We start from the raw sequence: 13,643 nt of genomic DNA, 5'->3' as shown, positions 1-13,643 counted from the left end.
TATTTAAATTTTTGCTTGGCAATTATACAATTTTAAAAAAGGGTTATTGAAATTAGTTTTCAACAACCCTTTTTTTTTGCTTGAATACGATCTCTTTAAATATTTCAAGCTTTTGGTAAAAAAAAGGACTTCGCTAAAAGTCCTTTCATTGTGGTAGATCGTGCAGATTTTAATTTGTTGTACTTAAAATCAGTGTTTTTTTTGAGTTTAGTTTGTTTTGTTATAAAATAATAATTTTAAAAACTAACTAGTAAATTAATTAAGCATTAAGCATAATTCCTACGTATTGGTTTGCTATTAGAATTGTTTTGAACCAATTTAGAAGTGTTTTTACCCATTAAATGATCAATAACATCAGTAGCGCGTTCAAGTTCGTCTTTGTGTACTAGAATGTCTTGTAAGGTCTGATTTAAATCACCAGGATAATTAATACGCTCAAACTTCGATTTGGCTCTAATTACTGCACAAATATTAAGTGCTGCTAAGTCATTAAAAACACGTTGTACATCGTTGAGATTTCCGGTAAATACTTTAATGTAGTTTTTCATTGTAGTTTGTTTTTAAAAGTTTATTCCTACAAGATAATAAATAAAGTAATCAAAATAAAGAGTTAAAGCGTTAAAAATCAGTTAAGTTTTTGCGTGTGCGCCAACACTTTTTTTTAAGGCTCTATTTCTAAATTTATACCTTCAATAATTGACGTCGCTTTTTCTAGCTCATCCTTATGTACATAAATTTCTTGAAGGCCTTGTATAGCCGAGCCAAATCCAGCTAGTCTTCCAGATTCTGTTTCATCTTTTATTACAGCTGTAATGTTCTCATTTTCTAAATCTGAAACAATACGTTGTACAACAATAAAGTCTCCAGAGAAAACTTTTATATAGTTTGAATTTGTCATAATAAATTTTAGTTTAATGTTCTAACTAAATATACAACATTTTTAAACACAAAAAAAGCCGACCATAGCCGACTTTTAATTTTTAACACGTGTTTAACTATCTTAATTCCGCACCAAGTTGTCTTTCAAAACTCGATTTCAATTTGTTCATTATTTTATCAATTTGTTTATCGGTTAACGTTTTGTTTTCATCTTGAAGAGTAAAACTCACTGCGTAACTCTTTTTGCCTGTTGGAAGGTTTTTACCTTGGTAAACATCAAAAAGGTTAACCGATTTTAGTAATTGCTTTTCACTTTGTTTTGCCAATTTATAAATAGACTCAAAGGTTACATTGTCATCCAATAATAAAGCGAAATCACGCTTTACTTCAGGATATTTGGTAATGGCTTTAAAAGTAATTTTATTGCGTTTTACAACATCTAAAATAGCATCCCAGTTAAAGTCTGCAAAAATAACATCTTGGCTAATGTCAAAATGCTTTAAAACTTGCTTTTTAACTAATCCAAAATCCACTAAAGTAGTTTTTCCTAAACCTAGGCTTATTCCTTCACTTATTAAATCGTTTTTAGTTGGCGCTTCGCTAAATCTAGAAATGCCTAAACGTTCTAAAAGAGAGATAATACTCCCTTTCATAAAGAAGAAATCACTTTTTTCGCTAGATGAAATCCAGTTATCTTGTGATTGATTTCCCGTTGAAAATACAGCTAGATGTTTAAATTCTTCACGCTTATCTTGGTAACCATGGTAGGTTTTTCCGAATTCGAATAATTTTAAATCACCACGTTTTCTATTGATGTTGAATGATACAGCCTCTAAACCTGAAAATAATAGCGATTGGCGCATAACCGACAAATCGTTACTTAAAGGGTTTAGCATGGTAATATTGTGTTCTTCTTTTAATTGTTCACTTAAAGCAGCGTAATTTGGCGTTGTAAGTGAGTTTGATAGTATTTCGAAAAACCCTTGCGAAGCCAATTGATTTCCTGTAATATTTTGAATTTTATAATCCTCAAAACGTGATGTAGGAGAAATAGAAGCGTTTAGTTTTTCGGTGGTTTTTACGTTATTGTAACCGTAAACACGCAAAATTTCTTCTATAATATCTGCTTCACGTTGCACATCGTTTCGGTATGCAGGCACCGTTAAACCTAATCCAGTTTCTGTAACATTGTTTATTTTTATATCTAAAGAAGATAAAATACGTTTTATAGTTTCCTTCGGAATTTCCTCTCCAATTAATTTTTCAGCATTATCGAAACTTAATCTAACTTCGAAATCTTGAATTTTCTTTGGATAGAAATCAATAATATCACTAGTAATTTCCCCACCAGCTAATTCCTGAATTAATAAAGTTGCGCGTTTTAAAGCATATTCCGTAATGTTTGGATCAATGCCACGTTCAAATCTAAAAGAAGCGTCAGTATTTAAAGCGTGTCTTTTTGCCGTTTTACGAACACTTACTGGATTAAAATAAGCACTTTCTAAAAAGATACTTGTAGTATGTTCTGAAACTCCAGAGTTTAATCCGCCAAAAACACCAGCAATACACATTGGTTTTTCAGCATCACAAATCATTAGGTCATCTTCGTGTAATTCACGTTCTACACCATCTAAAGTGATAAATTTTGTTCCAGCTTCTAAGGTTTTAACTTCAACTTTATTACCAGATATTTTTGCTGCATCAAAAGCGTGTAGTGGTTGCCCTAATTCATGTAAAACATAATTAGTAGCATCAACAATATTATTTATTGGGCTTAGTCCAATCGCTTTTAGGCGGTGTTGCAACCAAGCTGGAGATTCTTTTACTTTTATACCAGAAATAGTAACGCCACAGTAGCGTGGTGCTAATTCCTTATTATGCACATCGATATCCATTTTTAGGGTGCGGTTTTCAACGTGAAAGGCACTTACCGATGGTGTAATAAGTTCTAAGTTTATGTCTTTTTGGATTAGTCCAGCTTTTAAATCACGGGCTGTTCCAAAATGACTCATGGCATCGGCACGGTTTGGTGTTAATCCAATTTCAAAAACTTGATCGTTTTCAATTTCGAAAATATCTGCTGCAGGCGTACCAACTTCTAATGTTTCATCTAAAACTAAAATACCGTCGTGTCCTTTTCCTAAGCCAAGTTCATCTTCAGCACAAATCATCCCGAAACTTTCTTCACCTCTAATTTTACCTTTTTTAATGGTCCAAGCTTCTCCTTCTTCCGAGTATAAAGTGGTTCCAATAGTAGCAACAGGTACTTTTTGTCCGGCAGCAACATTGGGAGCGCCACAAACAATTTGTACAGGTCCATCTAAACCAATATTTACAGTAGTAATGTTTAGTTTATCGGCGTTTGGGTGTTTTACACAAGTTAAAACCTCACCAACTACAACACCTTCTAATCCCCCTTTTACAGATTGATAGGCTTCAATGCCTTCAACTTCAAGTCCTAAATCGGTAAGTAATTCGCTGGTTTGTTCTGGAGTCCAATCTGTTTTTAAAAATTGCTTTAGCCAGTTATATGAAATCTTCATAAATCGTTTTCGTATTAAGCGAACAAAGATAAATTATTGTGCTAAGCTTTCAAACAAAGGGATGTGAATTGTTTTATGAAAATGTGATATTGTTTTGGTTTAGTTTAATCATTTTTACAATCCTTCAATCATCTCATTAAAATCATATTGTAAATCTTCATGTAAACCCGATATTATCTTTTTCACCATAAGTAATTGACGATCATAGAGATTTACCAATTGTGTGCTGCGTTTGATGCTTGGTGAAAAATTTTTTAATGTTTGGCAGAAATAGATAAGTAGTTCGGCTTCGGTTTCTTTTTTCTGTGAATAACGCACAAACTTTTTTACATTTCTAAGAATTTTTCGAACAGATTTTCTAATATAAAAAAAGCTATCTCTGTTTATGGTTTCAAACTCATTGTCTATGTATGTTTTTACAGATTGAATATAGTCGTCTTCATGAGCCGATTCGAATAATAAATAGGTGAGGAGTTCTTTGTTTTCTTTTTTAAAGCGTGATAACCTAAGGCAAAGTGCTATTAACTCTTCGTTGGATTGATGTTGTAATTCTTTTTTAATAGCGACTGCCGAAACTGCTTTCATTTAGAAATAAATTAGATTTTAAATTTAATAAAATAATATGGGTTTCCACAAGCTTAGCCAGACAAAGTAATTTAGACTTGCTTTTATTGAAAAGTAATTTTAATATGAAAAAAGAAAGGTTTTGACAGGAGAAACCCGGCAAAACCTTTTTTAATTATTTTTTATAATGAACTGAATTATCTCAATTTAGGGAAATTTGCAGGATTACTTTCATGCATAACATCATAAATAGCTTCAAAAATATCTTCAGATGAAGGTTTTGAAAAATAATCACCATCATTTCCGTAAGCTGGTCTATGGGCTTTTGCAGTTAATGTTTTTGGTGCACTATCTAAATATTGAAAAGCATTTTGCTTGATTAAAATTTCGTCTAAAATATATGCAGATGCACCACCTGGAACATCTTCATCTATAATCATGACGCGATTAGTTTTTGCTATACTTTTTACAATATCATGGTTTAAATCGAATGGAATTAATGATTGTACATCAATAATTTCTACGTTAATACCAAGAGCCATAAGGTCTTTCGCTGTTTGCTGAACTATTCTTAGAGTAGAACCATAAGATATTAAAGTAATATCTGTACCTTCTTTAACAGTTTCAACAACGCCAATAGGTGTTTTAATAGCACTTAAATTGTTTGGCATTTTTTCTTTTAAACGGTATCCATTTAAACATTCTACAACAATAGCAGGATCATCTCCATTTAATAATGTGTTATAAAAACCGGCGGCTTTAGTCATGTTTCGTGGTACCAATAAGTGCACACCTTTAACTAGGTTTAAAATACCACCCATCGGTGATCCCGAATGCCAGATACCTTCAAGTCTGTGTCCTCGAGTTCGTATAATTAACGGTGCTTTTTGCTTTCCTTTGGTACGGTAATGCAGAGTAGCTAAATCGTCACTAATAATTTGAAGTGCGTATAAAATATAATCTAAATACTGAATTTCTGCAATAGGGCGTAAGCCACGTAATGACATGCCGATACCTTGACCAATAATTGTTGCTTCACGAATTCCTGTATCGGCAACTCGTAATTCACCATACTTTTCTTGTAAGCCTTCTAAACCTTGATTTACATCTCCAATCTTTCCTGTATCTTCACCAAAAACTAAAACTTCTGGGTGATTGCTTAGAATATAATCGAAATTATCACGAATAATAATACGGCCATCTACTAATTCTGCTTCGTCTGGATAAGTTGGCTTAATTTCTTTTATTCTTATGTTTGCACGTTGCGTTTCCGAATATAAATGCGAACTAAAGTTGTGTTGTGTTTTGTTTATATTGGAATTTATCCAATTGGCAAGAGTCGTTTTTTCAGTATTAGTTTCACCAAGTGTTAGGCGAAGTGTTTTTCTAGCCGTGGATAAAATATCTTTTCTAGTTGGCTCGGTTATACCTTCTAAATCGCTAGCTAATTTTGAGATAAAAACACGGTTGGCACTTTTTGATGCCACTTGCTTTAAAATATTAATTATCTCAAGTTGTTCTTTTTTTATTGGTCTTAAAAAAGTATTCCAAGCATTCTTTTTGGCATCACGTACATTTCTTTTTGCTGTACGTTCTATTTCTACTAAAGCTTCGTTGGTTGCAATACCGCTTTCAATAATCCATTCACGCATTTTGGCATTACAATCGTGGTTGTTTTCCCATTCTAAACGTTCTGCATTTTTATAGCGCTCATGCGATCCTGAAGTAGAATGCCCTTGTGGTTGCGTTAATTCGGTAACGTGAATTAAAACAGGTACATGTTCTTCTCTAGCAATCTTAGCTGCCTCTTGGTAGGTTTCCATTAAATTAGGATAATCCCAACCTTTTACTCTAAGGATTTCGTATCCTTTTTCATCTTTATTACGTTGAAACCCTTTTAAAATTTCAGAAATATTTTCTTTAGTGGTTTGGTGTTTGGCATGTACGGAAATTCCGTATTCATCATCCCAAACGCTAATAACCATAGGTACTTGTAATACACCTGCTGCATTTATGGTTTCAAAAAATAATCCCTCACTTGTACTTGCGTTACCAATAGTACCCCAAGCAACTTCATTTCCTTTAACCGAAAAATTATTGGTGTTAATATCTTTTACATTTCGGAATATTTTAGAAGCCTGAGCTAATCCTAATAAACGAGGCATTTGCCCTGAGGTAGGAGAAATATCTGCACTAGAATTATACTGTTCTGTTAGGTTTTTCCAACTCCCATTGTCATTTAAACTGTGAGTAACAAAATGACCACCCATTTGGCGTCCGGCAGACATAGGTTCCAATTCTAAATTAGTGTTGGCGTATAAACCTGCAAAAAACTGTTCGTTGGTTAACGCACCAATAGCCATCATAAAAGTTTGATCGCGATAATATCCCGATCTCCAATCACCTTTTAAAAAGGCTTTTGCCATGGCTAATTGTGGAACTTCTTTTCCATCTCCAAAAATTCCAAATTTGGCCTTTCCTGTTAAAACTTCTCGGCGACCTAATAAACTACATTCTCGACTCACCACAGCAATTTTGTAGTCGTTTAAAACTTCTGTTTTAAAATCTTCGAAAGAGAGGTTGTTGGTAACGTCTGGAATTGTCTGCATATTGTATAGAATACTTTTTGCAAAAGTAGTCAATCTTAGTGATTTTTACAATATTATAGCGCGTTAAAAAATTGTTATTAATTTTGTTAAATACTGTTTCATCTTGTTTTTGTTGATTTTTTCGTATTAGTAGTTATGTATTACTGATAATTCTATAAAAAATTAAAACCAACGACGTCTAAATAAGCCAAGAAGAGCTTGTGGGTCTAAAGTGAATTTAAACCTGATTTTTTGGTCGTAATGGGGTTGACCAATTTCCCATCCAAGATTGGAGTAAAGTGGAAGGTAAATTTCGAAATAATCGGTAACTAAATTAATTCGAACACCCGAATCGTATACAAAATGTGCATCGCGGTGTTTGTTTTTAACTAAACCAATATCACCATATAGTAAAACGTAATTCCAAAGGGTTGTACTTGTGTTTATGGTAGAAATCCATTGGTTTGCAAACGGAGTATCTAGTTTAGATTTAAAGCCACCTTCGGCTTCTATGTATTGTTGACTGAATATACCTGATGCTTCCGAACGCCCTAAATAAGAATAGTCGAATAAATAATCTGACGGTCGGTCTAGAGCAAAACTAAAATAGTTAGTATTGGTAGGTATATTATTTTCAATAAAAGCACCAGTAAAAAAACGAATATTTAACTGTCTATTATTTTCAAATAATCTTCTGTATTCATAATTAAAAGCAAGTTTACTAAAGTTTTTAGCAACTTGAAAATCGGAATACCAACTGCTATATTTTATAAGATTGTTGTTCGATTTGGTATAACGTGCATTAAAAACAGAGTAATTTGGTTCTGAGTTCGTTAATATATTATTAAGGTCTTGGTCTCTATTAATATCCAAATATCTTAAATTTAGGGATCCCCGTTTATTAGATCTTAAATCGGAGTGTTCTCTAAAACTCAATGAAATAGATGGTTGAATTTTACTCACAAATAAATCTTCTGCATAAGATTTGTAACTTCCGGATATACCGTAGTTTATAGCATACAAGTTTCTGTTTTCAAAATAATGTGTTTTATATGCAGAAGCTCCACCAGTAAAAGTTTTCGATTTAATGGCATATTGAGGTTCTATACTATAATTAAATAATTTTCTTAAAACTGTTTTGTTATAGGCTCTTATTCCTAGTGTAAGCCCGTCGTAAATATTATTAAATTCTACAACAGGCATAAAAAATACCTGATTGTAATGCGGATCTTCAATATCTTGAAATAGTCTAAATTGTAAAGGTTTATTATTAAAAAAGAAGCCTTTTAGTGATTTCCAATTATCCCTTAAGTTGTTCTCCGGAATACTATTTTCGTAATTTAAAGCTAATTTATTAGCGCCATTTCTTGGTAAAGTAATGGTTTTAATACCCGAGATGTTTTCTAACCAAGTTTTAGAAATAATACTATCATTATTTAAAGCATAAAGAGAAACAGGCATGCTGTTATTTCTCTTGTTTTTAATAGTTAACGTAATAGAATCTTCTGTTTTTGTTACTTTTTTTATTTTGAAATCTATTTTTTTTCGAGTGGATATATATTCAGAAAAAAACCAATCTATATCTTTATCTGTGTTTGATTTTAAAAGAGCTTCAAAAGCTTTAGTATTGGTTGGTTTTAACTTGTTTGTTTTTAAAAACGATTTAATACTATTTTCAACTACATCACCATTTACAAACTCATCTAAATATTTAAGTCCAATTCCTGCCTTATATTTATTGGCGATATTTTTATTAAATTTTAAAAGAGAATCCTTTGCCATAGTTAAAGGTTGATCTCTGTTTGTTCTAGCCATAAGCATGTAAGCTAGTGTATATTTATCGTTAAACTTCATATCGGCTGCATGAAAAGGGCGAATGGCCCAAAAATCACTCAGGCTACCTAAGAATTTCATGTTAGGATAATACTCATCTACGTAATTTATAGTATAATAAGTTTGAATGCCATCTATTAACCATTGCTCTTTTCTAGGGTTTAGTAATAGCGTATTTTCTAAATAATTATGTAATATTAGTTTTAATAATTTCAATTCGTATTGAAAATTATCGGGATAAGGTTTTATGAAATTTGGTAAAAAATTAAGTCCATAAACGGGGTCTTTGGCATAATCTATTTCAGTAATTAATAGCCTTTCATGTGGATATGCACCAAAGGTTTTTAGTAAGAAATCGGAAACTTTTTCGGTAATTAAAATCTTATCAATAATTTCTAAATCATCATCTTTTATATTTGAAATTAGAGAAAAATCGTCACTTTTAATAGATTTGAAAGTAGATTGCTTGGTTAAAAATAGTTTGGTGTTAATTCTATCTTCTCCTCCTAATTTTATGGTTTTTATATCATTTTGTTGCGCCGTTTCTAACACATCTAATTCCGAAGTTATTGTATAACTCTCTGGGTACTCAATCTCTAAAGTAACGTCGGCTTTAGGTATATATAGATCATCTAAATCTTTATTACTGTAATACTGCCATTTACCATCGTAAACTGCTGGTGTAATATACCAATAGCGTAGATTGAAATCACCAAAATCTGTAATTCCATAACTTGTAAATTTGCTGTTAGGGACTTGCACACGGTATTCTAGATCAATAGTGTAAGCAGTGTGCGGTTCGAGCGCCTTAACAAGCTTAACCTCTAAAATATCCATTTGGTTTTTAACGCGCGAAAAGTTTAAAACAGCATCATTTTGTTTTATAGAAGTTACTACAGAATAACCGCGATCTTCATTTTTAGCTAAATGAAAATCATTTTTATATTCGTCTGCAATTCGTATTGCTAGAGGTGTTTTTTTTGTAGAATAACTGTTGCTCCAGTCGTTTAGATAAATCGTTTTTAATGTATCTTCCGTAGTATTATGATACGTAATAGATTGTACAATTATAATAGATTTATTCTCAATGTCAAACTTGGCTTTTAAGTCAATTTTATTCTGACTAAAACCTGAAAAGCATATTGAAGAAAACACGAAAAAAAATAAAAATTGTAACTTCAAATTATTTTAGCATTAATAGGGTTTATAGCACTTAAGGTGTTGCAATATAATAAAATAACGTGGCTTAAAAATAAAACTTTTAAGTTTAACTAAATTTATTAAAAAATGAGTTTGGTTGTTCTTTAAGAGTTGGTTTCTATGAGTTATCTCTTATTTAAATTAAGTAACTCATGAATGTGATAATTTAGTTAAAACTCTATCTATATTATTTAGATTTAATAATATAGATAGAGTTTTAATCTATAACGTTAAGATTATCTCCAAACTAGTTATATTAACTTGATTCAATGGTTGTTAAAAATTAGGAGTTAACCTAGATTCTTGATAAAACTTATCAAGTATAGTAATCACTTCATCTTCAGTATCTACTAAATGAATCAAGTCTAAATCCTTTGGGCTAATATTTCCAAAAGAGCCTAAAAGTGTTGTTTTTACCCAATCAATTAAACCTTCCCAGAAATCGGTACCAACAAGAATTATTGGGAATTTTCCAATTTTATGTGTTTGTATTAATGTAATGGCTTCAAATAGTTCATCTAAAGTTCCAAATCCACCTGGCATAACAACAAAGCCTTGGGAATACTTAACGAACATTACTTTTCTAACAAAGAAATAATCGAAATCTAAACTTTTATCATTATCAATATAAGGGTTATCGTGTTGCTCAAAAGGTAATTCAATATTTAAACCAACAGAGGTTCCGCCACCTAAATGAGCACCTTTGTTTCCCGCTTCCATTATTCCAGGGCCACCACCAGTTATAACACCGTAACCATGTTCAACAATTTTTCCTGCAACTTTTTCAGCTAGTTTGTAATATTTATCTTCTGGTTTAGTACGTGCCGATCCAAAAATAGAAACACAAGGTCCTATTTTACTCATTTTTTCATATCCATTAACAAACTCGCCCATTATTTTAAAAATGGCCCAAGAATCGTTTGTTTTCTTTTCATTCCAACCTTTTGGGTGTTGCTCTTTTTTCATACTTCTTATTCTGTTTAAAATATTTTTAAATTTATTTGTTTTTGAAGTGTCTCTTTTAAAAACAGAGAATCACTTCTTGAGTTTTACTATTTACTATTTTCAAGTTCCAACCTTAGAAATTTAGCTGTGTAACTCTTTTTATGCTTAGCAACAACTTCGGGAGTACCTTCTACAATAACCTTACCGCCACCTTTTCCGCCCTCGTAACCAATGTCAATAATATAATCAACGGTTTTTATAACGTCTAAATTATGCTCAATAATTAAAACGGTATTTCCTTTATCTGCTAATTTATTTAAAACAATCATTAATACTCTAATGTCTTCAAAATGAAGTCCTGTTGTAGGTTCGTCAAGAATATAAAAAGTGTTTCCTGTATCTCTTTTGGATAGTTCTGTGGCGAGTTTTATACGTTGTGCTTCTCCTCCAGAAAGCGTAGTACTTTGTTGGCCTAAAGTGATATAGCCTAAACCAACATCTTGAATAGTTTTTACTTTTCTGTATATTTTAGGAATGTGTTCAAAGAAGTCTACAGCTTCATTAATAGTCATGTTTAAAACATCACTAATAGATTTGCCTTTATAGCGAATTTCTAGTGTTTCTCGATTAAAACGTTTGCCTTGGCAGGTTTCACATTCTACATAGACATCCGGAAGGAAATTCATTTCAATAACTCGTAAACCACCACCTTGGCAAGTTTCACAACGTCCACCTTTAACATTAAAACTAAAACGTCCGGCTTTGTAACCGCGAATCATAGCTTCCGGGATTTTTGCAAATAAAGCTCTAATTTCGCTAAACGTTCCTGTGTAAGTAACAGGGTTACTTCGAGGTGTTCTTCCAATAGGTGACTGATTGATATCAATTACTTTATCAATATGCTCTAAGCCTTTTATGCTTTTATAGGGCATTGGTTTTTTTACTCCATTAAAATAATAGGCGTTTAAAATAGGGTAGAGGGTCTCGTTTATTAGAGTAGATTTACCGCTACCAGAAACTCCAGTAACACCAATCATTTTTCCTAAGGGAAGTTTTATTGAAACGTTTTTTAAATTATTTCCTGTACAGCCTTTAAGTTCTAAGAAATTCCCATTGCCTTCTCTGCGTTTTTTAGGGATTTCAATTTCTTTTTTACCGTTTAAATAATCGGCTGTTAACGTATCGTGAGTTTTTAATTCTTCGGGAGTTCCGATGCTAATAATATTTCCGCCATGTTTTCCCGCTTTCGGACCAATATCAATCACGTAATCGGCGCGTTCGATCATGTCTTTATCATGTTCAACAACAATTACGGAGTTGCCAATATCCCTTAAGGATTCCAAGGAATTTATCAGTTTTTCATTATCACGTTGGTGTAAACCAATACTAGGTTCATCTAAAATATAAAGCACACCAACAAGTTGCGATCCAATTTGAGTAGCTAACCTGATACGTTGTGCCTCACCACCCGAAAGCGATTTGGAACTTCTGTTTAATGATAAATAATTTAAACCAACATCGAGTAAAAACTGTAATCTGGTTTTAATTTCTTTTATAACTTCTTCGGCAATTTTTAATTGTTTATCCGAAAGATGCTCGTTTAAATTTTTAAACCATTCAGATAATTCAACAATATCACTATTGGCCAATTCTGCAATATTTTTATTGTTTATTTTAAAATAAAGCGATTCTTTTTTTAAACGAGAACCTTCGCAAACAGGACATGTAATTTTGTCCATATAATCTTTAGCCCAACGTTTTAAAGAAGTCGATTCGGCTGTTTTATATTGATTTTCAATAAAATTAGCAACACCTTCAAAATCTATTTTGTAATCACGAGTTACGCCTAATGTTTTACTTTCTACTGAAAATTTATCGTTACCACCATACATAATAATTTGTTTGGCTTCCTTTGGAATATCTTTGTAGGCATCGGTTAATTTAAAGTTGAAACGTTTTGCAATAGTTTCAAACTGTTTAAATATCCAAGAGTTTTTTTCAGGACCATGTGGTGCTAAAGCTCCGTTTTTAATAGAAAGGCTATCGTCGGGAACAATTTTACTTTCGTTAACTTGATACAGTTCTCCAATACCATTACAATTATCGCAAGCGCCTTTTGGTGAGTTGAACGAAAAATTATTTGGTTCTGGATTTGGATAAGAAATTCCCGAAGTAGGGCACATTAAACTTCTGCTAAAATATCGTGCTTCCTGAGTGTCTTGGTCAATAACCAAAAGCACATCTTCACCATGATACATGGCTGTATTTATGGTTTCTGTTAAGCGTTTATCGTTATCTGCAGTATCGTCAATCTTCAATCTATCGATAACAATTTCAATATCATGCATTTTGTAACGGTCGAGTTTCATACCTTTTACAAGGTCTTTTATTTCGCCATCGGTACGTACTTTTACAAAACCTTGTTTCGCAATTTGTTCAAAAAGTTCACGATAATGTCCTTTTCTAGAGCGAACAACTGGTGCTAAGATATTAATGCGTTTTCCGTTAAAATCTTTTAAAATAAGCGCTTTAATTTGCTCATCGCTATAGCTTACCATTTTGTCGCCTGTGTTGTAGCTGTAAGCATCACTAGCACGCGCAAAAAGCAAACGCATAAAATCGTAAATCTCTGTAATAGTACCAACCGTAGATCGTGGCGATTTACTAGTGGTTTTTTGTTCTATAGCAATTACGGGAGAGAGGCCATCTATTTTATCAACATCGGGGCGTTCTAATCCTCCTAAAAATTGTCGGGCATAAGCTGAAAAGGTTTCAATATATCGACGTTGACCTTCGGCATAAATAGTATCAAAAGCTAACGACGATTTTCCACTCCCCGATAACCCTGTAATAACAACAAGTTTTTCTCTAGGAATAGAAACGTCTATATTTTTAAGGTTGTGAACACGCGCTCCTTTTACTTCAATAAAATCATCAAATTGGCTCATAAATTGGCAAAAAGGCAAAGTTACGATTTTAGATGTTAAAACCTTGTGAAGATTAATTCGAGATTTATTACCATTAAATAAATGGAATTAAGAAGTTTTTTTTAGTTTAAAATTATCGTATTTGTCTTAAAATTAATGATTTG

At 32.2% G+C, this 13,643-nt stretch carries 8 protein-coding genes; all 8 read right to left on the bottom strand.

Annotated elements, in window-relative coordinates:
• Positions 1 to 266 precede the first annotated feature (266 nt).
• On the bottom strand, positions 267 to 548 hold the full coding sequence (locus M4I23_RS07900; protein ID WP_158849036.1) for a DUF2007 domain-containing protein: 282 nt from the start codon (positions 546 to 548) through the stop codon (positions 267 to 269).
• Between the two features lie 113 nt (positions 549 to 661).
• Positions 662 to 898 (bottom strand): DUF2007 domain-containing protein, encoded by a 237-nt coding sequence (locus M4I23_RS07895; RefSeq protein ID WP_158849038.1) that lies wholly within the window; start codon positions 896 to 898, stop codon positions 662 to 664.
• A gap of 97 nt (positions 899 to 995) precedes the next feature.
• A complete protein-coding gene (gene pheT / locus M4I23_RS07890; protein WP_249754028.1) occupies positions 996 to 3,422 on the bottom strand; it encodes a phenylalanine--tRNA ligase subunit beta in 2,427 nt (808 codons plus the stop codon).
• A gap of 114 nt (positions 3,423 to 3,536) precedes the next feature.
• On the bottom strand, positions 3,537 to 4,007 hold the full coding sequence (locus M4I23_RS07885; protein ID WP_249754027.1) for a hypothetical protein: 471 nt from the start codon (positions 4,005 to 4,007) through the stop codon (positions 3,537 to 3,539).
• Positions 4,008 to 4,183: 176 nt separating this feature from the next.
• Positions 4,184 to 6,595 (bottom strand): thiamine pyrophosphate-dependent enzyme, encoded by a 2,412-nt coding sequence (locus M4I23_RS07880; protein ID WP_249754026.1) that lies wholly within the window; start codon positions 6,593 to 6,595, stop codon positions 4,184 to 4,186.
• A 162-nt stretch (positions 6,596 to 6,757) separates the two neighbouring features.
• The gene (locus M4I23_RS07875; RefSeq protein WP_249754025.1) at positions 6,758 to 9,589 is read right to left on the bottom strand and encodes a metalloprotease; all 2,832 of its coding nucleotides are present in this window, start codon (positions 9,587 to 9,589) and stop codon (positions 6,758 to 6,760) included.
• 294 nt (positions 9,590 to 9,883) lie between these two features.
• A complete protein-coding gene (locus M4I23_RS07870; protein ID WP_158849048.1) occupies positions 9,884 to 10,573 on the bottom strand; it encodes a TIGR00730 family Rossman fold protein in 690 nt (229 codons plus the stop codon).
• Positions 10,574 to 10,659: 86 nt separating this feature from the next.
• Positions 10,660 to 13,500: an excinuclease ABC subunit UvrA gene (uvrA, locus tag M4I23_RS07865; RefSeq protein WP_249754062.1), complete on the bottom strand. Its 2,841-nt coding sequence runs from the start codon at positions 13,498 to 13,500 to the stop codon at positions 10,660 to 10,662.
• Positions 13,501 to 13,643: the final 143 nt, after the last annotated feature.

The organism is Algibacter sp. L4_22 (genome assembly GCF_023473045.1).
Taxonomy (GTDB): domain Bacteria; phylum Bacteroidota; class Bacteroidia; order Flavobacteriales; family Flavobacteriaceae; genus Algibacter.
The sequence above is the reverse complement of the archived record's forward strand: the minus strand, read 5'-3'. Positions and strand labels throughout refer to the sequence as shown.